The sequence below is a fragment of the Planctobacterium sp. R6 genome, from assembly GCF_055755215.1.
The window spans coordinates 152191-174075 of the sequence record NZ_JBVTQY010000005.1; the positions used below are offsets into that span (position 1 = coordinate 152191).

Below are 21885 nucleotides of genomic sequence, written 5' to 3' on the forward strand. Positions count from 1 at the left end.
ATGTAAACTACTTAACCACTGGCGGTGTTTCAAAGGTGTGGTAAGGTGCCGGGCTGGGCACTTCCCATTCTAACCCTTCAGCGCCGTCCCAAACCTGCGCAGATACAGGTTCGCCTTTCTTGCGACACGCCTTAATCAACAAGGCGAGGAAGATCAATTGCGACAGGCCAAACGCAAATCCACCCAGGCTTATCCACTTATTGAAGTCCGCAAACTGCAGTGCATAATCCGGGATCCGTCTTGGCATACCCGCCAGGCCAACAAAGTGCATGGGGAAAAACAACAGATTTACCGAAATCAGTGAACACCAGAAGTGCCACTTGGCCAGGGTAATATCAAACATCTTTCCGGTCCATTTCGGTAGCCAATAGTAGGTTGCCGCCATAATTGAGAATACCGCACCGGTAACCAGAACATAATGGAAGTGAGCTACCACAAAGTAGGTATCGTGATACTGGAAATCCACCGGTGTAATCGCCAACATCAGACCCGACAATCCACCAATGGTGAACAGGACAATAAAGGCCAGTGAAAACATCATGGGTATTTCAAAACTAATGGCTCCCCGCCACATCGTCGCCACCCAGTTAAAGACTTTCACCCCTGTTGGTACCGATATCAGCATGGTGGCAAACATAAAAAACAACTCAGCCCCTACCGGCATCCCGGTGGTAAACATGTGGTGCGCCCAAACGATAAATGACAACAACGCAATGGACGCTGTGGCATACACCATTGATGAGTACCCAAACAGTTTTTTACGGGAGAAGGTAGGAACAATCTGAGAAACAATGCCAAACGCAGGCAATATCATGATGTATACTTCCGGATGCCCGAAGAACCAGAAAATATGCTGGAACATCACTGGATCACCACCACCGGCGGCATCAAAAAAGCTGGTTCCAAAAAACTTGTCGGTCAGTACCATAGTCACCGCACCGGCTAAAACCGGCATTACGGCAATTAGCAAAAAGGCGGTGATCAGCCAGGTCCAGACAAACAAGGGCATTTTCATAAACGTCATGCCCGGCGCGCGCATGTTTAATATGGTTACGATAACGTTAATCGCCCCCATAATTGAGCTGGCCCCCATGATGTGCACTGAAAACACAAATAATGCAGTGGTATCATTACTGTATGTGGTGGACAGCGGAGCGTAGAACGTCCAGCCAAAAGCCGGGCCGCCGCCCTCCATAAATAGCGACATTAATAAGATCAAGAATGCAAAAGGCAGGATCCAGAAACTCCAGTTATTCATCCTGGGTAATGCCATATCAGGTGCGCCTATCATCAGCGGCACCATCCAGTTTGCCAGGCCGGTAAATGCAGGCATTACCGCACCAAACACCATGATTAAACCGTGCACTGTGGTCATCTGGTTGAAAAAGTTGGGATCAACTATCTGCAACCCGGGTTGAAACAATTCTGCCCGAATCACCATCGCCATGGCACCGCCAATCAAAAACATGATAAAGGCGAACCAAAGGTATAATGTTCCGATATCTTTGTGGTTAGTTGTGTACAACCAGCGCTTTATACCGCTGGGTTTATGATCGTGATGATCATGGTGTTCGTCGTGATGGATATCATTAGTCACTGTACTCATCTCAACTCCCCCTTATTGTCCATTTAATACAGCGTTAACATCTTTGGCTTGCACCAATTCACCGGTATCATTCCCCCAGGCATTACGCTCGTAGGTTATTACTGCGGCAAGTTCTTTCATGGAAAGCTGTTTTGCATAAGCCTGCATCGCTGTACCCGATACCCCGTTAACCACGACATCAATATGTTTTTGCATGTCATTTAGCGCAATGTCACTGCCTTTCAGTGCCGGGAATACGCCCGGCAACCCTTCCCCGTTCGGCATATGGCAAGCCGCACAGGTAGTATTGTAGACGTGCTCACCAACAGTCATCAGCTCGTCCATGTCCATGTTCATGGCCAGTAACTTTTGCTCTTCTTCTTTTGCTTTGCGCTGCAACTCTTCCTGCTCTTCTATCCAGGCTGCATACTCAGCCGGTTCTTTCGCAATCACCACCACGGGCATAAAGCCGTGATCTTTCCCGCACAACTCGGCGCACTGTCCGCGATAAATACCCGGCTTTTCTACCCGGGCCCAGGCTTCATTAATAAAACCGGGGTTCGCGTCTTTTTTCACCGCAAAATCCGGAACCCACCAGGAGTGGATCACGTCATCAGAAGTAATGAGGAAACGGACCTTTTGGTTGGTGGGAATCACCAGTGGCCGGTCCACTTCCAGCAAATAATTGATATTTTTTTCCAGCTTATTGGCAATCTGTTCAGGTTGAGTCGCCATCACAGAATAATATTCCACCTCATTGTCCATGTATTTGTAATGCCACTTCCATTGTGATCCGGTCACGATCACAGACACATCTGGTGCAGAGACATCTTCCATAGCAATCAGGGTTTTAGTGGCGGGAATGGCCATACCGATAAGGATGATAAAAGGAACCACCGTCCAGGCGATTTCCACCTTTACACTTTCATGGAAGGTAGCCGGTTTTACGCCCCGGGACTTTCTGTGGAAAATGGTAGCCCACAACATCGCACCAAACACTATGATGGCAATCACCACACAAATCCAAAAAATGGTCATGTGCAGGTCATAAACCTGTTGGCTAATGTCAGTAACGCCACTACGCAGATTTAACTGATATTGTTCAGGCTTAGGATCTGATGCAGCGAAAGAAGCGAAACTCACTAAAAACGCCATTACGCCCCAAAACCCAGTAAATATTTTACCCACCTGTGTGTTCCTCCTTCTTAACCCGTTGTTTTCTTATTGGTCATTTTTACAACAACGGTGCCGCACAAAAGTTACGGCATTGAAACAGATATGTTATTACTATGTTAAAAACTGAATGATATGTAAACAAATTTCGAAGATCAAAAACAATTGAGAGACACTAAATGATGATTTTTTCATCACCTATAGGGTCAAAAATAGACCTAAATTTGGAAAAAGGAAATAAAAAAGCCATTTTCAGGCAAAACTTTTAGGCCGGGGAAACTATACTGAAGCGGTATTACAAACAAAAAAGCCCATTTATCAATGGGCTAGGTCATCACAGAAAGATATTTAAAAACTAATGCCAGATAAAAAGATTATTACATCCAGGCGTTATTTCGGATAATTCCCACCGCAATACCTTCAATATTTAGCGGCTGGGAGTTTAAATCCACTTTAATCGGGGCAAAGTCGGCGTTCTCAGCATGCAGTAAAACCTGGGAACCGGTTTTTTCAAAACGTTTAACCGTGACATCATCTTCCACTCTTGCCACCACCACCTGACCATTACGCGCCTGATTAGTGCGATGCACGGCCAGCAAATCACCGTCCATTATGCCGATGTCTTTCATACTCTCACCATCCACACGCAGCAGATAATGTGCCTCTGGCTGAAACATACCGGCAGCGACCTGATAATGACTTTCGATATGCTCCTGCGCCAGTATGGGTTCACCGGCAGCCACTTTACCAATCAGGGGTAAACCCAACTCAGGTTCAGGCTCGTCAACAGGTCCGGTTAAACGAATGCCACGGGAGGTCCCTGCCAGAATTTCAATGACCCCCTTTCTTTGCAAGGCTTTCAAATGCTCTTCGGCGGCATTGGCTGACTTAAACCCCAGTTCACGTGCAATTTCAGCACGTGTGGGTGGCATACCCGTATCGGCAATGGTCTCTTTGATCAGGTTGAGTACCTGCTCTTGTCGTAATGTAAGTGGACGCATATCGAACCTGTTTTTACGTACAGTTTAACTGGGAGTATATACAGTTGCCGAATAATCTCAACAGAAAATCTGCTATTTCGCTTTTGACCGCGATATTCGCTTACATAGATCACTAAGCCAAACAGAAAAGGTCATGCTATGATCCCCGATAATGTGAATCTAATTTAAATAACCATGGCTTGGTATCAGAATCTGTTTTTTAATTTAGTGAAGTTTCCAACTCGTTGGTTGGTTAAAACCAGCAATATCCCGACAGATATTGAAGGCGAGTTAGGTATTGATAAAAGTCGTCCAATTATCTATCTGTTAAAAACCAACTCGGTAACAGACCGCGTAGCGCTGGAACTCTCCACAAAAATGCTGGGCCTGCCGGCGCCTGACAAACAACTGGAAATTGGCAACGACAAGATAACCAACTGTCTGTTTTTACAGGAGCCGGAAGCGCTGCTGTCAAAAAAGTCCAAACACACAGACATAAATAAAAGCTTTACCCGGTTGTTTGAGCTGCACCGTGATGACGAGTCACTGGATCTGCAAATCGTTCCCGTCTCTATTTTTTGGGGCCGGGCACCAGGCAAAGAAAGTCGTGGCTGGGCTGATCTGCTTACCGACAGAGCGTCGCCAAACTGGTTGAGAAAGTTTTTTATCGTATTGTTTTTAGGACGGGACAACTTCGTCTATTACAGCTCTGCGGTATCCAGCCAGCGTATGGCCACCACCCGAGGCACAGATTCTGAAATAGCACATAAACTCATCCGATTGGCGCGTACCCATTTTTATCGTCGCCAACAAAGCATGAATGGCCCGATGTTGATGGACAGACATCAGCTGTTTAACAGCATATTGGCGGCCCCCTCAGTGAAAAAAGCCATGGCGCAGGAAGCCAAAAACTCACCGGCACAATTACACAAGGCCCGGCAGAATGCCAAAAGTTATATTGAAGAAATCGCCGCCGACTATCGCGAAGGCGTTATCCGACTAGGAGACCGCTTGTTAGGGCGGGTCTGGAACAAAATATACAATGGCATTGAAGTTAAAAACGCCGACAAAGTACGGGAACTGGCGCAAAATGGTCACGAAATCATCTATGTCCCCTGCCATCGCAGCCACATGGATTATCTGCTTTTGACCTATGTAATCTATCACGAAGGACTGGTTACGCCCCATATCGCCGCAGGCATCAATCTCAACTTTTGGCCTGTTGGTGGCCTGTTCAGACGCGGTGGAGCCTTCTTTATCCGACGCTCTTTCGCCGGAAACAAACTCTACACCGCGGTATTTCGTGAATACCTGGAGCAGTTGTTCAACAAAGGCTATTCGGTAAAGTTCTACGCAGAAGGCGGTCGCAGCCGTACCGGGCGATTACTGCCGCCAAAAACCGGAATGCTGGCAATGACCATTCAGGCGATGGTAAAAGGCGTAAAACGGCCGGTCAGCATCGTGCCGGTCTACATCGGTTACGAACACGTCATGGAAGTTAAAAGTTATCTGAAAGAGCTGCGCGGTAAAAACAAGGAAAAAGAGTCCTTTCTCGGGGTGTTTTCCGCCATCAGAAAGCTGAAAAATTACGGGTATGGCTTTTTAAATTTTGGGGAGCCGATCCACCTGGGTCAGTACCTGGATAACAATGCACCGCAATGGCGTGAAGATCAGGGCAGTATTGAAGACAAAAAGCCCAGTTGGTTAAACCCGACTGTCAATGTACTGAGTCACAACATTCTGGAGAGAATTAACCAGGCATCGGCGGTAAGCGGTATGGGCCTGGCCTCTTTATGCTTGCTGGCTGCCGAAAAACGGGCCATGAGCAAAGAAGAGCTTTTGCAGGTTATGGAAAGTTATCTTGGACTGCTCAGACAATGCCCCTACAGCAGTCAGAGCAGCTTCCCGCAGGTGAGCGCCGAAAAGTTGTTAGAAAACACCCTCCGACTGGACAAATTTAATGTTACCGAAGATAGCTTTGGTGAGATTATTTCCATTGAGCGCGATAACGCGATATTGCTCACCTATTATCGCAACAACATTTTGCACATGTTCTGCGTACCCGGTTTAATCGCGGCCATCATTATCGCCCACAATGAATGCCATCGCGATGAAGTAAGCAATATTGTTTCCCGGATTTTCCCGCTGCTGAAAAAAGAACTCTTTATCTACATGAAAGAAGCAGAGGCTGAAGCTTACACCCAAAGTCTGATCGACGGCATGGTGCAACAGGGCATGCTGCAATCCAACGACGGCGTACTTACCCCCGCCGATACCAGCAGTGTGCAATTTTACAGCCTGTGGCTGCTCAAATCGGTGATCCAGGAAACATTGCAACGCTATGCCCTGGTGCTGAACCAATTAGAGCAATTGGGTACCACCGCGCGCGGCGCCCTGGAAAAACGCAGCAGACAGGTGGCGGAGCGTATGTCAACGCTGCATGGTATCAGCGCCCCGGAATTTTACGACAAAAATGTGCTGGCTACATTTATTGCTGCCGCACGCGAGTATGAAATCTGGGAATCCAATGATGAAGGCCTGTTATTGCACTCAGAAAAGAGTAAAGAATTACAGCAACTGCTGTTTACGTTGGTGTCACCGGAATTTGTCAAACGCCTGCAGCAAATCAAATAAGCTCAGATGAACGTCGGGAGAAGGAACTCCCCGACAAGTCCCAGGGTGATCACAAGCCCCACCTTGTTGTTGTGCAAAAACGCCTGAAAGCAGGCGTCACGCTGACGATGCGCAATCATTTTTTGTTGCTGTAAGAACAAAAGTGCAGCGATAAACAGCATACCATAGGCAAAATAGCCCAACTGCAACCATAAAAATACCAGCAACAGACTCACCAGGGTTAAGCCCTGCAACAGACCAATGATTAATTTATCGTACTGACCAAACAGAATGGCGGTGGACTTCACCCCTATTTTCAGGTCGTCTTCTCTGTCTACCATGGCATACATGGTATCGTAAGCCACGGTCCACAACAGATTAGCCAGATAAAGCAGCCAAACCCACCAGGGAACCTGTTGCTGAATCGCCATGAATGCCATCGGAATACCAAAACCAAATGCCGCCCCCAACACAAATTGCGGCAGGTAAGTAAACCGTTTCATGAAGGGATAGCAAAATGCCAGAGCCAGCGCCACGAAGGACAACATTACCGTTTGCCAGTTCAGTGTCAGAACCAACAGGAAAGCCAGCAAAGACAGACAGGCAAACAACAGCACGGCACCCCGGGACGAAATTTCGCCGCTGACGATCGGTCTTTGCTGTGTGCGCTGCACATGGCCATCAATTTTGCGATCAGCAAAATCATTGATCACACAGCCTGCCGACCGCATCAGAAAAGTCCCCAATACAAATACCAGACTGATATGCCAGCCAGGCCAACCCTGTGCCGCCAATAGCAAGCCCCAACAGGTAGGCCACATCAGCAACCAGGTACCGATGGGCTTGTCTGCCCGCATCAGCCGCCAACAGGCACTGGCTTTATTTGACAGGTTGAATGTGCTCAATGTGAACCACCTGACAACTTAGAGATTGGCATAGGCCGGACTCCCTGGCAGAAAAATCTCAGCCACCATAATGTGATAAGTTTTAAAACTAAACAGCGACCGGCGGCCCCACAAATCCAGTTGGTTATCGCGCAACCCCAGTTTCTCCTGAGTCAGGCCCGACACCGGACACTTAACCAGCTGAAAGCTCTGACGTTGAAACCTGGGATCGTTAAAGATGATTTTACCCAAAGGTTTGTTGCCCAATCGCATCAGACCAGACATTTCGTCATTCAGGAAATTCACCGGCAACAAAGAGCGGGCAAATACCCACGTTTCATCATTGCCTTTCAGGAATACTTCACGCACCTGGGTATCCTGTGGCACCGCACCAAACTGACCATAAAGGTACTGCACTTCATCGGGAGAAATCTCCGCCGTTTGCTGATTGAGTACCTCTACCTCGAAGCGCAAACAATTGGCCTGCAGCCTTTCAGTTAACGACCCGGTATTAAGCAACCAGTTGCGCAACAGAGGATCAGTGGGTTGGAAATCATCAGCATTATGCCAGGATTCGTTAATAGTGAGGTTTTTCAGAAGGTTTTCAGCCAAAATTCATGTAGATTAATTAAATTATGCAAAATAATACCAATTAGATGATTTAGACTAAAGCTTCTGCGTAATATAATCTACAATAGCGGTTGGACCGTTATCATCCTGTTTATTATTGGTTTTTTCTGGTACTGAATATGAAAATAAAAATATTGGGACTCACACTTTTAGCAAACATTTTGCTCTTTAGTGGCACGACACAAGCCAATGATACTGCTTACTTTGGTCTGGAGCCGGACATTGTCACTAACTACATCAGCTCCAACAGCCGCAATATCGGTTATGTCAGAGTTACCATCGAGTTAATGCTGGATTCCGCCAAACATCTGGAAGCCGCTGAACACCACGCTCCGCTATTGCGAGCCACCACCATTGACATTTTTGGTCGCCAGACTGAAGAACAGGTAAAGTCTCTGACCGGTCGGGAAGATATTCGCCGCGCCTGCCTGGATGAGTTGCGCAAACTCATGAAAGCAGAAACCGGTTCAGAAATGATTAAAGATGTGATCTTTACCAAATACCTTTATCAAGGTTAAATCATTGCCAATCTTCAGCCTGAGCGCACCTTGTTCAGGCCGAGACCGGTTAAACTGAAGCTCAGTAAACTGCCGCCAGTGTTGGGGATGTTTTGACGTCCAAACCCTCAGCAGACATTTCAGAGCCCGGGAAAACAACAAACTGCGTGGCAGTATATTTGTCCATACCCCCGATCAACTCATCTGCATAGCAATTCTCGCACTCAATTTTGAAATAGAGCTTTTTACCCGCAGGCACTTTTTCCAATCTGATAGAAATTAGTTTTTCTCCATCAGCTTTGTATTTCACACTATCAGCATTAACGACAGATTCGAAATAAGGATCTTCGGCAAACTGCCAATTGACTTGCCAATACGCCGCGTCACTGTCCGGGATAATATTCCTTAGAACCGACACAAAGTCGTCTATGGGGGCCGTTGGAATGGGGTAATCGCCAGTCAAATAATCGTGTTTCGCACTCACAAAGTGAGGAAAACCCATTGCGGAAATGCCTAAAACAGCGCCCCCAGCCTGGAGAAAGTTACGTCGGGTAAGATGATTCATAAACACTCCTGATTGCATTTAGTTATCGCGGGAAATCAAGCGAATTTAGATCATATAGAAATGTGGAAAACATGACACCAATTAATTGTGGAAAAAAATCTGAAATGTTGAAAGCCTCAGCCTACACCTTGGCAAAAACTCTACTGGCCAGCAACGCCAGCAGACAGCCACTAACCAAACCCGTTAAATGAGCGGTGTTCGCCATGTTTATCCAGAGCACGTCTGCAAACCCTATAACCAGCCACAGCAGCATAAAGCCAATCAAGGGTTTCGACAGACTCAATCCTTTATCAGGTCTAAGCCAGCCCATCCACCAGACAAAACCAAATAATCCGTAAACCACTCCACTTAAACCGCCAAAATTCGGGCCAGAGACCCAGAACTGCGCCAGGTTGGAGAGCAATCCGGTAATGAGATAGATTGCCACCAGCAAACCCAGTCCCAGTTTATGTTCAATGTCACTGCCCAGAATCCACCACCACACCAGATTGAAAATAATATGCAGGGCAGAAAAGTGCATCAGTGTTGGTGTGATTAATCGCCACACCTCACCACTTTGCATCACTTCTGACCAGGGCTGAAAATAAAGGTGATCGAAAAGTTCAAACTGGCCAAATACAAACACCAGACCATGAATAGCCAGGGCAATCAGTAAAATTGCGGCGGCAAAGGGCGATTTGAACAGCGAATTTGCTATGTTGCTCAGGGAAAAATGGCTGTTGCCCGCCCCTAATTCGGCAGGCGCGGCAATTTGCCAGGCAAAAGACTGAAACTTTTTGGCGTTGGGATTTTGCACAAATTCCAGCAACATCTGTTTTGCCTCTTCCAGATCGGAATCATCGTGCAGAATCACCTGAAATTGCTGTTCCTGCGCCTGACAGGAACACGCGATATTATTCGCCTGCATATAAGCCACCAGCGTATTCGCCGGTGACTTTTGCGGAAAGGCCGCCAGAACAATCACGCGCTTTCTGATGGCATAGATTGTTTCCAGGCCTCAAAACCACCATCCATGCTATAAACGTCATCAAATCCTTGTGCCACAAAATACTGAGCGGCTTGCTGACTGCTGATGCCGTGGTAGCAACAAATCACCACCGGAGTATCAGTGGATAACTCTGTAATCACTTGCTGCAGATTGTTGTTGGTCAAATGCGCAGAACCCGGAATATGGCTCTGAGCAAAGCTGTCAGGATCGCGTATATCAAACACTTTCGCGCCCTGTTGCATCAGGGTCGCCGTGCCAGCGACATCAATATGTTTAAAAGATTGCATGTTACTCCTGCCAGTTTAACAACACTTTTCCGGATTGACCGGAAGCCATGGCTTCAAAGCCCTTTTGAAAATCATCAATGCCAAACTGATGGGTAATCATGGGCGTCAGGTCCAATCCAGACTGGATCAGACTGGCCATCTTGTACCAGGTTTCAAACATTTCCCGGCCATAAATTCCCTTGATCACCAACCCTTTGAAGATAACCTGGTTCCAGTCGATGGCCATATCCGAGGGCGGAATACCCAACAAGGAAATTTTACCCCCGTGATTCATGCTGTTCAGCATGTCTCTGAAGGCCACCGGGACACCTGACATTTCCAGCCCTACGTCAAACCCTTCGGTCATGCCCAAATCCCGCATCACATCCTTCAGAGATTCTGATGCGACATTTACCGCACGCGTTGCACCCATTTTCCGGGCCAGTTCCAGTCGGTACTCATTGACATCGGTGATCACCACATTGCGCGCACCCACGTGTTTGGCCACGGCCGCCGCCATAATACCAATAGGACCAGCACCGGTGATCAGTACATCCTCACCCACCAAATCAAAAGATAACGCGGTATGTACCGCGTTACCAAAGGGATCAAATATCGCGGCCAGATCATCACTGATATTGTCAGGGATTTTAAAGGCATTGAAAGCCGGGATCACCAGATATTCGGCGAATGAACCGGTGCGATCTACGCCCACACCATAAGTGTTGCGACACAGGTGACGACGCCCGGCCCGGCAGTTGCGGCAATGACCGCAGGTAATATGGCCTTCGCCGGAAACCCGGTCACCCTTTTTAAACCCTGCCACTTCACTGCCCATGTCCACGACTTCGCCAACGTATTCGTGGCCCACAACCATAGGCACGGGAATGGTTTTTTGGGCCCATTCGTCCCAGTGGTAAATATGCATGTCGGTGCCGCAAATGGCTGATTTTCGGATCTTGATCAGCAAATCATTGTGGCCCATTTCGGGTTTATTGGTATCCACCATCCAGATACCTTTTTCAGCATGTAATTTTGATAAGGCTTTCATTAGATCACTCCTAACTCTTTGCCCACACTGATGAAGGCATCAATGGCTTTGTCCAGTTGCGCTTTGCTATGTGCTGACGACATTTGGGTGCGAATGCGGGCCTGACCTTTTGGCACCACAGGGAAAGAGAATCCCACCACATAGATACCTTTTTGCAACATTTTATCTGCCATCTGTGACGCCAGTTTCGCATCCCCGATCATAACCGGAATAATGGCGTGATCAGCACCTGCCAGGGTAAAACCCGCTGCTGACATCTTCTCTCTGAAATAACGGCTGTTTTCCACCAGCTTTTCACGTAAATCACTGCCCTGTTGCAACATTTCAATAACGCGAATTGATGCCGCCACGATGGAGGGTGCTAAGGAGTTGGAAAACAGATAGGGGCGTGAGCGCTGACGCAACCATTCAACGACCTCTTTCCTGGCCGCCGTATATCCACCGGACGCGCCACCTAAGGCTTTACCGAGGGTACCGGTGATAATATCAACCCGCCCCATCACTTCACAATATTCGTGACTGCCGCGACCATTTTCGCCTACGAAGCCAACGGCATGAGAGTCATCCACCATTACCATTGCGCCGTATTTATCTGCCAGGTCACACACGCCTTTCAGATTGGCTATGATGCCGTCCATAGAGAACACCCCATCGGTAGCAATCAGTTTAAAGCGGGCACCTTGTTCTGTGGCTTCCTGCAATTTGGCTTCCAAATCAGCCATATCATTGTTGCCATATCGAAAGCGCTTTGCTTTACACAGGCGCACGCCATCAATAATGCTGGCGTGATTTAAAGCATCGGAAATTATCGCATCTTCAGGACCTAACAGGGTTTCAAATAAACCAGCGTTAGCATCAAAACAGGAAGAATACAAAATGGTATCTTCCATGCCGAGAAACTCAGAGATTTTTTGCTCCAGCACTTTGTGGTTGTCCTGAGTTCCGCAAATAAACCGCACTGACGCCATGCCAAAGCCATGACTATCCAGACCATTTTTTGCCGCCTGTATCAATTCAGGATGATTCGCCAGTCCGAGGTAATTGTTGGCACAAAAGTTCAGTACCTGGGCGCCACTGGTGACACTCACGTCGGCATCTTGTTGCGAAGTAATCACCCGTTCTGATTTGTACAAACCTTCTTCTTTCAAGGTTGCCAGTTCGGTTTTCAAATGTTCTATCATGCTCATTGTAGGCCTGCTGAAAATATCGTTATTAATTTATTGTAGGTATTTTAAAGGATAAAGGTGCAATAGTAACTGGCCCAATGCAAAGCCGATAGTCTGGCTTCTATGCAGTTAAATCAAATTGTAATTAAAAACTGACAGTGCCCCTGTTGCCGAAACGTCAAATCAGACCCAGGTAGTTTTGGTAATTTCGCTTAGCCATGGTGGCGATGGAAAAATCTCGCTCGGCAATGATGCGGCCGTTGTGGCCCATTGTCTTTCGCAATTCAGCGTCGCTGAGGAGTTGTTGCATGGCGTCATTCAAACCTGTCTGGTCGCCCACCTCGGTTAACAGGCCATTTTGTTGGTGTCGCACTATTTCAGGAATGCCTCCGGCACGGGTAGCGACAACAGGTCGCCGACAGGCAGCTGACTGCAACAACGCCACTCCCAAACCTTCGGTTGTGGCGGGGTGAACCACCAGATCAACAGCGGGGATAATGCGCCACATGTCCTTGCGAAATCCGGGGAATTGCACCCGCTCCTGCAACCCCAATCTGGCCACCTGTTGCTGATAGGCTGGCAACCTGGGCCCCTTGCCAAACAGCAATAACCGGGTATGGGGGAACCTGTTGCGCAAGCGGTAAAACGCGTCTATCAAAGCGGCCTGCCCCTTGCGCTCAATCATCTGAGCAAAATTGGCAATCACCAGTTCTTCCGGCTGAATATTAAACTCGCTTCGGAACCAGCTGGCATCGGCTTCAGGGGTAAATAAATTGGTATCTACGGCACTGTGGATGGTGGTTATGCGCTCGCTGGGGTATCCGGTAGCCCTCACCACATTGGCAATTCCCTCGGAAATACACACCACATTGCGGTACTTGCGATATTTCCAGCGGGCAAAAAGGGCATGCTCTTTGTTGTCCACCCGGCGTGAACACACCGCCGCAACGCCGCAGAATTGCGCGGCCAAAGCCGCAAACAGGTCCGCCCCCCGGCGACTGTGAACATGCACGATATGGGGACGATAGTGTCGAATTTTCTGGCTAATACGAGATATTAAACCCAGGTCCAGGTCCCCTCGCATGGGTATGGGGTCCACCAGCGCAACATCTCTGGCGGCCAGCGCAATCTCACTTTCGACAGGACACAGTAAAACGTTATCAACCGGGTAAGACTGCAACCCCTGACAGAGATAAACCACTTGCTGAGCACCGCCATACAGGTGCTTACCCGCCTCGATATGCAGCACCCGAATTCGCTCTGCAGTAGGTGCCTTCATGTTGCTGATTTACCGTTATTGTTAGCCTTGACCCGCAACATTTTCAGGCGCTTTAGTACACTCTTTGCGCTGATATCGGCCATGCAATGAAACTCACCATCACAACTGGGTTTGCGCTTACATGGCGAGCAGGATTTATTGAGATAGATAATTTCAGCCCCTTCAGCGCTCAGATAGGGTGCGGTAGAGCCAAACAGACACACAGTGGGCACGTTGTGCATAATGCCCATATGGGTCACGCCGGTATCCACACCTACCACAAAACGCGCCCGGCGCACCAACTCAGCGGTTTCCGGCAGCGTGGTTTGGCCTGCCACTGACAGCATATTGCCACAGGCGGCTAAATCCTTGGCGTGTTCAGCATCCTCGGGGCCACCGACAATGAGCACAGGAATGCGATATTTTTTACGCACCTTTTCCGCAAGGTCCATCCAGTGACCTTCAAACCAGTGCTTTTGTGGCCGCGTGGTGTAGACACAAAAAACCGCATATTCCGACACACCCCTGTCACTCAATAGCGTGTCGACCGCCTGTCTTGTTTGCTCTGATCGCGCTATCGACATCTGGTATTGGGACATTGAACAGCCCAACTGCTTAGCCAAAGCCCGATATTCAGAGGCAATTATCGGGGTATTTTCCCTGGGCAGGGTCTGATGAAAGAACCAGTGACTACCCTCTTTGCTGCCCAGACCAATTTTTAAAGTACCTCTTGCCTGCCAGGCCCAGATGCCACTTTTAAGTAAGCCCTGCACATCAATAATCAGATCAAATGATTGGGCTTTTAGTTGTCTTCGGAAAGCCTTTATCTCTTTGAACAGTGTGAGCAGACGACCTTGTTTTCTCAGTCTTTTCCAGCGTGCCCGGGGTAATTCCAGGACCTCCTTCAGCAACGGGTGCCCATGCAGCATAGTGGCGCCAACCGGTTCCGCTAACCAGACGATATTGGCGTCAGGCCATCGGGCTTTAAGGCTGTTAAGCAAGCCACTGGCCATCACAATATCGCCAATGGCACTCAGTCGGATCACTAAAATAGTTTTGGGGTTAGCCGTGTCAGGCAACATAATGTTAAAAACTCAACCTAAATCTGATGAGGCGGTTATAATGCGCAAAAAATCCGTCATTTTGCTGCGCTACTCTGACTTCGGATGGAAGCACACAATTAATACAATTATATGAATATTGGGTTTTGCACCCGAAACATCGTGACAAATAATCACTATGCATGAAGCCTCTTACAAACCCACATTGAAAGAATTTATAGCCCGATGGTTGTATTCCGGGTTAATCGCCTTGTTTATTCCGCTGGCTTTTTTGAACCTGTTAATCAAAGCTGGCTATCGCGGTCAGGAATATCGCAAAAGAAAATTTGAACGCTTCGGCTTTTTGCCCAAAATCAAGCAACGGGGTGGCTTGCTCCTGCATTGCGTTTCCGTGGGTGAAGTGGTGGCAGCTTCAGCACTGGTGAAAAAAATCCGGCAGCAACACCCGCAATACCCTGTGACAATTACCACCACCACGCCAACCGGCTCTGCTCAGGTTAAAAAGACCTTCGGTGACTCTGTGTGCCATGTCTATTTGCCCTACGATTTGCACATGGCCATGTATGGCTTATTGCGCCGTGTCGCCCCCCAAAAGGTACTGATCACTGAAGTGGAGCTCTGGCCTAATCTGATCCATGCCTGCTGGAAGGCCAAGATACCGGTATACATCATTAATGCCCGCCTGACCGATAAATCCGCCCGGAGCTATGCCAAACTCAAAACCCTGTTCCGACCTATGCTGTGTAAAATCACCGCCGTTTGCGCTCAGGGTCAGCGGGATTTTGACAACTATATGGCCCTGGGTTGTCCTCAGGAAAAGTTGCACCTCACCAACAATATCAAGTTTGATCAAACGCTTTCCGAGGATGATCAGGCCAAGGCCGTTGTCCTGGCGGAGAAACTGCAGTTACAGGGGCGTACTGTGTTACTGGGCGCCAGTACCCACGATCCGGAAGAAAAAGCCCTGCTGCAAAGCTATCAGACGTTGAAATCCGCGTTTCCTAAGTTGCTGCTGATCCTTACACCCAGACACCCTCAGCGCTTTAGTCGCGTCGAAAAGCTCATTGCCGGCCAGCCACTTAAGCAGCAACGATTGTCCGATGACCGGCCGGTAACAGCAGACACAGACGTGTTACTCATAGATGCTATGGGCATATTAAAAAGCGTCTATCACCTTGCCGATATCGCCTTTGTCGGTGGTAGCCTGGCAGACAAAGGCGGCCACAATGCGCTGGAAGCGGCATTGTTTAGCAAACCCGTTATCATGGGGCCCCATTTATACAACAACCCTGTCATATGTGAGACATTAGTCAACGCTCAGGCTATGGTGTCGGTGCCAAACGAACAGCAACTCTGCGAACAAATCCAGCTTTGGCTGGCTCACCCTGAACAGGCCAGTGCAGCAGGCAAAGCCGGAGCTGCAGTCATCGCGCACAATGCAGGAGCTATCGACCAAACTTTGGCGATTATTGGTTTTGCTTAGGTGTTTGAGACTTACTACGGTACTGACCTGGTGTCAGCCCTGTCTGGCTTTTAAACGCATTGTAAAAGGCCGAACGGGTATTGAACCCAGCGGCTAAGGCGACATCCAGCACACTCTGGTTGCTTTCCGTCAGCAGTCGCTGTGCAAAATGAATTCGACGCCGGTTGATAAACTGATAAAAATTACAATTAAACACCTGAGACAAGGTTTGGGAGACATAAACTGCCGGAATGTGACTTTTAGCAGCCAGTTCCGGTAAGGTTAAATCGGGATCCAGATAAACTTGCTCATCCATACATGCCTCCAGCTTTTCTGAAAAAAGTTGCAAATCCGCGGCCGCCAACCCGGAGTTTTGATAGGCTTTAGGCTGCTCCGGCTCAGTGTGTGGCTCAGTATCGGCAAGCAATACCGCTTCCAGTTGCTGACGCTGTGCGGTAAACAAGGCAAAACCGGGCTGTTGTTGTGTACCCCACAAGGTCAATACCAACATAAATATCAAGCAGGCTACTGCACCCATAACCATGTTCAGGGTCTGCAACTGCGCAAATACCCCCAGATAACCGCTGGCGGTTAATAACCACAGTAACAACATCAGCAAACCATGCCAGTTGATCCAGTTTAATTCCCGTCCTTCGATATTGGAAAACACCAGAGGCAACTGCCTTCGGTAATGAACCAGTCGACGTATCATTTTAATCAGATAGGTCAGCGAAAAGAGCAGCCAGATCACAAACAGGACAAATACCGCAACCAACAGAGCATCTTCCCACCAATGCAGGTAGTTGTCGCCATTACCAAAAACCAGAACACGCCTTTGCGTTGGCAGCAGCAGAATGCAGACACTGACAATTAACGACAAACCCGGCAACAAACTGTTGTGCAGCAGTTGTTTTTTAGAAAGGCGAAAGTCTGTACTGGTGAGATAGGCAATCAGCAACCAATACAATGCAGGTAACCCAAAAAAGGCAGGGAGCAACAGGGCAATTGCCACACTCACATTAGCTTCCTGGTATTCCACCAATTGCGCAGCCAGCGCGATTAAGCCCACCGACAGAATAAGTCCGGAAAAAAGCCACTTCAGCTTGTTATCCGAATTGTTGCGCCATACAAGCAGGCCGCCCAACAGGGCTATGCCCTGGCTGAACGCGAAAAGGTGAAATGACAACATATCTTGCATAGAAAAAGAGCCCTCTGCACGCCACTAAGTGACCAGCATTCAGTAATAAAAAGCTGTCCTTCCCGGTGGAGCAGGACGACCAGATAACCGGTTACTGACAAACTGCCTGCCATACTTTTTTATGCTGACACAGGAAGCCATTATGACCACAATTAAACAACATCTGAACTGGAGTATTCTGGGTTTGTACCTGTTGGGACTCATCAGCATCCTGTCAGGTACATTACAACTGGAAGCCTTAAACACCGGACTGATCAGCGGCGACGCGTCTCATGATCCGGAAGTTCCCCACTACTACCAGATACCCTTGCCCATCATTCTACACATAATTGCCGGTGTGGCGTTTAACTTACTTAGTCCCTTACAATTTTCCGCCAATATTCGTGCAAAAGCGCCATGGTTTCACAAGTCCGCAGGCATTTTGTTAGTGTTCAGTGCCCTGACCGCCGGGACAACGGCGCTGATTATGAACCAGGTGTATCCAGCCTTTGGTGGTTATCTTAAGTATTTTGGTGTCATGACTTTCGCTCTTGCCAGCTGTATCTGTGTTGTCTTTGGTATTGTGAAAATCAGGCAAGGCAAAATCGCTGAACACCGCGCCTGGATGATCCGTACCACAGCAGTAGCACTTGGCCCTGCCACACAACGCCTGTTCTTTATTCCGGCCTTTCTGGTGCTTGGGCAAATAGATCAGCTGGTCATTGGTATCGGTATCTGGGTCGGCTTTGCGCTAAATTTGCTTATCGCTGAGCTGTTTATTATCAGAAATGTGAAGGAGGCCAAACCTTTAGCAAAACTGGCAGATCAAACCATTTAAAGGCGGTTATCAGGCGTTCCAGGTACCCGGTCAATTTGAGCAATCACCTGCTCCGGCTTAATCAGAGCCATTAAATCCTGGCCTTTTGCCCGTGCTCCCCAGCGCAATTCGCGCCAGGACTTACCTTTTTGCTGTTGGATTACCGTTTCATAAACAGAAACCACATGTTCAATGTCATTGTAGGGTCCGGTGCGTACCGGATTGCTATGAGCATATAAGCCAACCACTGGCGTAGACACTGTGGTTGCCATGTGCGCAGGCCCGGTATCCGGCGCAATGACCAGCTCAGCACCTTTGAGTATTGCCAATAACTGTTTCAGGCTGGTTTTCCCGGTAAGGTTGAGCTGGATATCGCCACATACCTCAATCGCTTCCGCTAACGCCTTTTCACTCCCGGCAGGTCCACCACAGAGGATCACGGCATAGCCCCGACTTTTAAGGTGACAGGCAATTTCCTGGTAACCGGCTACCGTCCAGTTCCGCTCGGCTTTGCTGGCGGACGGACAGATTACTGCGTAGCGTTGAATACCATTTAACAAGGCTTGCGCAGACCTGCCAGCCTCGTCAGGAATGGGAATATGCCAACGGGGTATTCCTCCGTCTGCAATACCAGCAGCATCGGCAAAGGCCATAAAGCCATCTAACACATGAGGGTGCTTTTGGCTGGCGATGCGATGAGTGATAAAGAAATGGTGTAACTCTTTGGCCCGTTCAGTATCGAACCCGATTTTCTTTTTTGCTCTGATCATCAGACTGGCCAGGTTTGCGCGCAAGGCCACCTGCATCAAGAGCAAGACGTCAAAGCGCGCCCCTTTCAGGTCGCGACGCAATTGCTGATAGGCTGACCACCCCTGACGCTTGTCGAACACCACAAACCGAATGCCTGGCATATCCTGCACAAGCTGATATTCCACTTTGCCGATAATCCAGGTGATTTCTATATCGGGGCGCATGCGCTGAATGCGTTCAACCATCGCTACGGCATGGCATACATCACCAATAGCAGACAACCTTAAAATACAAAGCTTACCGTTTTCTTGCACAAAAAATTCCAATCCGAACGTCGGATCTGTCACTGTCATTTATAATCTGGCACTATTGTTCCTTACTTGTTTACCTGTCGCAAGCGAAGTCAAATGCCAAAACAAATCCCGTTGCCGCACTTATTGCAACAACAACACCCTGATGTGCAATTATTTCAGCAATCGGGATGCCGTATACTGCGCCACCAGCATTGTCACCTCAATGCCTCCAGACAGGTATTCAAAGCCGAGTTTTGGTACAAAAACAATGCCGTAACCGGCTCCGCGGCAGGCAGGGGTACAACACTTTTTGTCCGGCACGATGAGCAGCACATGATCCTGCGTCAATACTTACGCGGCGGACTACCTGGCAAGCTGTTATCCAATCAGTTTGTGTTCAATGGTTACCAGAAAACCCGTGCCTGGCGGGAGTTTTTTCTGCTGTTGGAGATGCACAAACTGGGGCTGCCTGTGCCCGAACCTGTGATGGCCGGCATTGATCGAAGCGGGCTCATTTACCGCAATTACATCCTGATCAAACGCATTCCCGACGCAGTTGATTTGCATCAGAAGTTGACACAACAAGCCCTGTCCGATGAACTTTGGGTTCATTTGGGTGGTTTAATCAGCAGCTTTCACGAACAACAAATCTATCATCACGATCTCAATATTCGCAATATCATGCTGGATAAACAAAATCAGGGCTGGCTGATAGACTTCGACAAATGCGCCAGATTAACGGGTGACAATTGGAAAGCAAAAAACCTGCAACGCCTGCACCGTTCATTGGAAAAAGAACAAGCTCAGAATGAGCGCTTCTTTTGGAACGAGAAAGACTGGGACTGTTTTATTCAAGGCTATGAAGCAAAAAGTCGCTAAGCGGAATGAAAATGCGAGTTTTCAGGTCTAATAGCTATAAGTAGCAACAGGTAATCCTCTGCATTGACCGGCAGGGTATCATCGGCTCCCGTCAGAAAAGAGAATTGACAATGTCTGCAAAAACGCGCGCAATCCTGTCCGCCCTGGTGGCCTTCATATTTTACAGCTTGTGGTCATGGTGGGTGAACAGCATGGCCAGTGACGATAGCGCGCTGGTGCTGCGCAGTGCACTTTTACAGGGTAGCTACAGCGCCCTGATGACGGTTACCTTCACGGCATTACTCAACTGGACATTGAGTAAAATGAAATGTCATAAGCGCCCCCAAATTGCCGTACTGCCACCACTGGCTTTGCAATCCGTGATGGTGGTTGTACTCAACCTGATAAACAACACCCCGGATGTGGCAGCGACAGTGGCACCCAGTATCCTGATGACCGGGATATACGGCTTTATTTACGCTCATTCATTGCTGAAGACACCTGAATACATCTGCAAATATAAGCTGGAAGGCGATGAGCAATTCCAGAGCGACTCTTCAGCTACGCCACCTTCTGCGCCTTAGGCTTAAGACTGAAATTTAACACGATAAAGCCCACAACCCCGGACATTAAGGAGCCCAGAATAATACCGAGTCGCTCGTCAAATAACGGGATAGCACCGGTTTCTTCAAACGCCAGAGAACCGATAAATAAGCTCATGGTAAAACCCACCCCGCACAACAGTGAAATACCATAGAGACTCAGAAAGGACATGCCTTTGGGCAATTTTGCCAGCCCTAATTTAATCCCCAACCAGCACAAACCAAATATACCCACCTGTTTCCCGACAAAAAGTCCGGCGGCAATGCCCAGTGGTACCGGATGTAATATCTGCTCAAAAGTCACACCTTCCAGACTGATACCGGCATTGGCAAAGGCAAAAATAGGCAGGATAAAAAAGGCCACAACACCGTGCAGATCGTGCTCCATTTCCTTCAGTGGCGAGGGCTGATCCGGCTGTTGATGTTTGATGGGAATAAACATCGCAATAATGACCCCGGCTAAGGTCGCGTGCACGCCGGACTTCAACATAGCCACCCACATCACAACCCCCACAAACACATAACGACTTCGGTCAGAAATGCCACGATAATTCATAAAGCCCAGAATGGCCGTACAGATGGCGGCAACAATCAGTGCCGATACCGATATTTTACTGGTATAAAACAGCGCGATGATAATGATGGCACCCAGATCATCAAAAATGGCCAGCGAAGTCAGAAAGATTTTTAAACTCACCGGCACCCGCGAACCCAACAACGACAAAATACCCAGCGCAAACGCAATGTCTGTAGCGGCGGGAATGGCCCAGCCTTTCAGTGTGACGGGATCATGCTGATTGAAAAAATAATAAATAGCCGCCGGTACCAACATACCCCCTACGGCCCCGATAGCGGGAAACACAATATTGGCCGGATCAGATAACTCTCCCTCCAGTACTTCGCGCTTGAGCTCCAGCCCCACCAACAGGAAAAACACCGCCATTAAGCCATCGTTGATCCACAGCAACAGTGGTTTGGCTATTTCCAGTTTTCCGACCTGCACCGCCACCGGCGTATCAATCAATAAATCATACCAGGCGGACAGCGGCGTATTGGCGGCTATCATAGCCAACACAGCAGCAAACATCAGAATGATCCCGGCGGAGGATTCTTTATCTAAAAATTCTTCAATAACGGATTTTTGCATTGTCTGGTCTCCGGCTGCAGGTGTTTTCAGGGATGCTCAATATTATTTTACACTATGACTAT

General features: G+C 48.4%; 21 protein-coding genes. 6 read left to right on the forward strand and 15 right to left on the reverse strand.

From position 1 onward, the window contains the following. Positions 1-7: 7 nt before the first annotated feature. The 3 genes from ctaD to lexA form a co-directional block, all read right to left on the reverse strand. A complete protein-coding gene (gene ctaD, locus AC0J20_RS05470; RefSeq protein WP_229529701.1) occupies positions 8-1606 on the reverse strand; it encodes a cytochrome c oxidase subunit I in 1599 nt (532 codons plus the stop codon). A 12-nt stretch (positions 1607-1618) separates the two neighbouring features. Next, the gene (gene coxB, locus AC0J20_RS05475; RefSeq protein WP_473020954.1) at positions 1619-2740 is read right to left on the reverse strand and encodes a cytochrome c oxidase subunit II; all 1122 of its coding nucleotides are present in this window, start codon (positions 2738-2740) and stop codon (positions 1619-1621) included. Positions 2741-3135: 395 nt separating this feature from the next. Next, positions 3136-3759, reverse strand: a complete 624-nt coding sequence (gene lexA, locus AC0J20_RS05480; RefSeq protein ID WP_229529700.1) for a transcriptional repressor LexA — start codon at positions 3757-3759, stop codon at positions 3136-3138. Between the two features lie 174 nt (positions 3760-3933). Between lexA and plsB the strand changes: the two genes are divergently transcribed. Beyond that, complete coding sequence (plsB, locus tag AC0J20_RS05485; protein ID WP_473020924.1) at positions 3934-6372, forward strand: glycerol-3-phosphate 1-O-acyltransferase PlsB; 2439 nt, start codon at positions 3934-3936, stop codon at positions 6370-6372. Positions 6373-6374: 2 nt separating this feature from the next. On the opposite strand, the gene ubiA is transcribed toward plsB, so the two are convergent. Together ubiA and AC0J20_RS05495 are read right to left on the reverse strand one after the other, a co-directional pair. Then, on the reverse strand, positions 6375-7208 hold the full coding sequence (gene ubiA, locus AC0J20_RS05490; protein ID WP_473020955.1) for a 4-hydroxybenzoate octaprenyltransferase: 834 nt from the start codon (positions 7206-7208) through the stop codon (positions 6375-6377). 66 nt (positions 7209-7274) lie between these two features. Then, the gene (locus AC0J20_RS05495) at positions 7275-7847 is read right to left on the reverse strand and encodes a chorismate--pyruvate lyase family protein (protein WP_473020925.1); all 573 of its coding nucleotides are present in this window, start codon (positions 7845-7847) and stop codon (positions 7275-7277) included. Positions 7848-7984: 137 nt separating this feature from the next. Between AC0J20_RS05495 and AC0J20_RS05500 the strand changes: the two genes are divergently transcribed. Next, positions 7985-8383 carry a flagellar basal body-associated protein FliL gene (locus AC0J20_RS05500; protein WP_229529697.1) on the forward strand — a complete coding sequence of 133 codons (399 nt, stop codon included), beginning with the start codon at positions 7985-7987 and terminating at the stop codon, positions 8381-8383. Positions 8384-8444: 61 nt separating this feature from the next. Here AC0J20_RS05500 and AC0J20_RS05505 read toward each other — a convergent pair whose 3' ends face one another. From AC0J20_RS05505 to AC0J20_RS05535, 7 genes are all read right to left on the reverse strand, one after another. Continuing rightward, positions 8445-8927, reverse strand: coding sequence for a hypothetical protein (locus AC0J20_RS05505; RefSeq protein ID WP_473020926.1), 483 nt, complete (start codon positions 8925-8927; stop codon positions 8445-8447). A gap of 121 nt (positions 8928-9048) precedes the next feature. Then, positions 9049-9891, reverse strand: a complete 843-nt coding sequence (glpG, locus tag AC0J20_RS05510; protein ID WP_473020927.1) for a rhomboid family intramembrane serine protease GlpG — start codon at positions 9889-9891, stop codon at positions 9049-9051. After that, the gene (glpE, locus tag AC0J20_RS05515) at positions 9888-10202 is read right to left on the reverse strand and encodes a thiosulfate sulfurtransferase GlpE (RefSeq protein WP_229529694.1); all 315 of its coding nucleotides are present in this window, start codon (positions 10200-10202) and stop codon (positions 9888-9890) included. Before glpE ends, glpG begins: the two co-directional genes overlap by 4 nt. 1 nt (position 10203) lies before the next feature. Beyond that, on the reverse strand, positions 10204-11232 hold the full coding sequence (tdh, locus tag AC0J20_RS05520; protein ID WP_473020928.1) for an L-threonine 3-dehydrogenase: 1029 nt from the start codon (positions 11230-11232) through the stop codon (positions 10204-10206). Continuing rightward, positions 11232-12419, reverse strand: coding sequence for a glycine C-acetyltransferase (gene kbl, locus AC0J20_RS05525; protein ID WP_473020929.1), 1188 nt, complete (start codon positions 12417-12419; stop codon positions 11232-11234). Before kbl ends, tdh begins: the two co-directional genes overlap by 1 nt. A gap of 157 nt (positions 12420-12576) precedes the next feature. After that, entirely contained in the window at positions 12577-13677 is a 1101-nt protein-coding gene (locus AC0J20_RS05530) for a glycosyltransferase (protein ID WP_473020930.1), read from the reverse strand. After that, positions 13674-14738 (reverse strand): glycosyltransferase family 9 protein, encoded by a 1065-nt coding sequence (locus AC0J20_RS05535; RefSeq protein WP_473020931.1) that lies wholly within the window; start codon positions 14736-14738, stop codon positions 13674-13676. The genes AC0J20_RS05530 and AC0J20_RS05535 overlap by 4 nt, the downstream gene beginning before the upstream one ends. A 157-nt stretch (positions 14739-14895) precedes the next feature. On the opposite strand from AC0J20_RS05535, the gene waaA reads away from it, so the two are divergent. Then, positions 14896-16200: a lipid IV(A) 3-deoxy-D-manno-octulosonic acid transferase gene (gene waaA / locus AC0J20_RS05540; protein ID WP_473020932.1), complete on the forward strand. Its 1305-nt coding sequence runs from the start codon at positions 14896-14898 to the stop codon at positions 16198-16200. On the opposite strand, the gene AC0J20_RS05545 is transcribed toward waaA, so the two are convergent. Further along, entirely contained in the window at positions 16184-17377 is a 1194-nt protein-coding gene (locus AC0J20_RS05545) for a helix-turn-helix domain-containing protein (RefSeq protein ID WP_473020933.1), read from the reverse strand. The two genes, waaA and AC0J20_RS05545, sit on opposite strands and share 17 nt — an antisense overlap. Before the next feature lie 142 nt (positions 17378-17519). Here AC0J20_RS05545 and AC0J20_RS05550 point away from each other — a divergent pair, with 142 nt between their 5' ends. Further along, positions 17520-18194 (forward strand): DUF2306 domain-containing protein, encoded by a 675-nt coding sequence (locus tag AC0J20_RS05550; RefSeq protein WP_229529687.1) that lies wholly within the window; start codon positions 17520-17522, stop codon positions 18192-18194. Here AC0J20_RS05550 and AC0J20_RS05555 read toward each other — a convergent pair. Continuing rightward, positions 18191-19276, reverse strand: a complete 1086-nt coding sequence (locus AC0J20_RS05555; protein WP_473020934.1) for a glycosyltransferase family 9 protein — start codon at positions 19274-19276, stop codon at positions 18191-18193. The genes AC0J20_RS05550 and AC0J20_RS05555 overlap by 4 nt on opposite strands. A 54-nt stretch (positions 19277-19330) precedes the next feature. Here AC0J20_RS05555 and AC0J20_RS05560 point away from each other — a divergent pair, with 54 nt between their 5' ends. Then, positions 19331-20095: a 3-deoxy-D-manno-octulosonic acid kinase gene (locus tag AC0J20_RS05560; RefSeq protein ID WP_473020935.1), complete on the forward strand. Its 765-nt coding sequence runs from the start codon at positions 19331-19333 to the stop codon at positions 20093-20095. Positions 20096-20205: 110 nt separating this feature from the next. Further along, on the forward strand, positions 20206-20658 hold the full coding sequence (locus AC0J20_RS05565; protein WP_229529684.1) for a hypothetical protein: 453 nt from the start codon (positions 20206-20208) through the stop codon (positions 20656-20658). On the opposite strand, the gene nhaA is transcribed toward AC0J20_RS05565, so the two are convergent. Further along, complete coding sequence (nhaA, locus tag AC0J20_RS05570) at positions 20636-21823, reverse strand: Na+/H+ antiporter NhaA (RefSeq protein WP_473020936.1); 1188 nt, start codon at positions 21821-21823, stop codon at positions 20636-20638. The genes AC0J20_RS05565 and nhaA overlap by 23 nt on opposite strands. Positions 21824-21885 lie beyond the last annotated feature (62 nt).

What these genes read in the sequence shown, in the direction of transcription:
- plsB (WP_473020924.1), top strand. Translation starts at nt 3,934, where the DNA reads ATGGCTTGGTATCAGAATCTGTTTTTTAATTTAGTGAAGTTTCCAACT.
- AC0J20_RS05565 (WP_229529684.1), top strand. Translation starts at nt 20,206, where the DNA reads ATGTCTGCAAAAACGCGCGCAATCCTGTCCGCCCTGGTGGCCTTCATA.
- ubiA (WP_473020955.1), bottom strand. Translation starts at nt 7,208, where the DNA reads ATGCGGGCAGACAAGCCCATCGGTACCTGGTTGCTGATGTGGCCTACC.
- nhaA (WP_473020936.1), bottom strand. Translation starts at nt 21,823, where the DNA reads ATGCAAAAATCCGTTATTGAAGAATTTTTAGATAAAGAATCCTCCGCC.
- AC0J20_RS05560 (WP_473020935.1), top strand. Translation starts at nt 19,331, where the DNA reads ATGCCAAAACAAATCCCGTTGCCGCACTTATTGCAACAACAACACCCT.
- AC0J20_RS05505 (WP_473020926.1), bottom strand. Translation starts at nt 8,927, where the DNA reads ATGAATCATCTTACCCGACGTAACTTTCTCCAGGCTGGGGGCGCTGTT.
- tdh (WP_473020928.1), bottom strand. Translation starts at nt 11,232, where the DNA reads ATGAAAGCCTTATCAAAATTACATGCTGAAAAAGGTATCTGGATGGTG.
- waaA (WP_473020932.1), top strand. Translation starts at nt 14,896, where the DNA reads ATGCATGAAGCCTCTTACAAACCCACATTGAAAGAATTTATAGCCCGA.
- glpE (WP_229529694.1), bottom strand. Translation starts at nt 10,202, where the DNA reads ATGCAATCTTTTAAACATATTGATGTCGCTGGCACGGCGACCCTGATG.
- coxB (WP_473020954.1), bottom strand. Translation starts at nt 2,740, where the DNA reads ATGGCGTTTTTAGTGAGTTTCGCTTCTTTCGCTGCATCAGATCCTAAG.
- lexA (WP_229529700.1), bottom strand. Translation starts at nt 3,759, where the DNA reads ATGCGTCCACTTACATTACGACAAGAGCAGGTACTCAACCTGATCAAA.
- AC0J20_RS05535 (WP_473020931.1), bottom strand. Translation starts at nt 14,738, where the DNA reads ATGTTGCCTGACACGGCTAACCCCAAAACTATTTTAGTGATCCGACTG.
- kbl (WP_473020929.1), bottom strand. Translation starts at nt 12,419, where the DNA reads ATGAGCATGATAGAACATTTGAAAACCGAACTGGCAACCTTGAAAGAA.
- AC0J20_RS05530 (WP_473020930.1), bottom strand. Translation starts at nt 13,677, where the DNA reads ATGAAGGCACCTACTGCAGAGCGAATTCGGGTGCTGCATATCGAGGCG.
- AC0J20_RS05555 (WP_473020934.1), bottom strand. Translation starts at nt 19,276, where the DNA reads ATGACAGTGACAGATCCGACGTTCGGATTGGAATTTTTTGTGCAAGAA.
- ctaD (WP_229529701.1), bottom strand. Translation starts at nt 1,606, where the DNA reads ATGAGTACAGTGACTAATGATATCCATCACGACGAACACCATGATCAT.
- AC0J20_RS05545 (WP_473020933.1), bottom strand. Translation starts at nt 17,377, where the DNA reads ATGCAAGATATGTTGTCATTTCACCTTTTCGCGTTCAGCCAGGGCATA.
- AC0J20_RS05550 (WP_229529687.1), top strand. Translation starts at nt 17,520, where the DNA reads ATGACCACAATTAAACAACATCTGAACTGGAGTATTCTGGGTTTGTAC.
- AC0J20_RS05500 (WP_229529697.1), top strand. Translation starts at nt 7,985, where the DNA reads ATGAAAATAAAAATATTGGGACTCACACTTTTAGCAAACATTTTGCTC.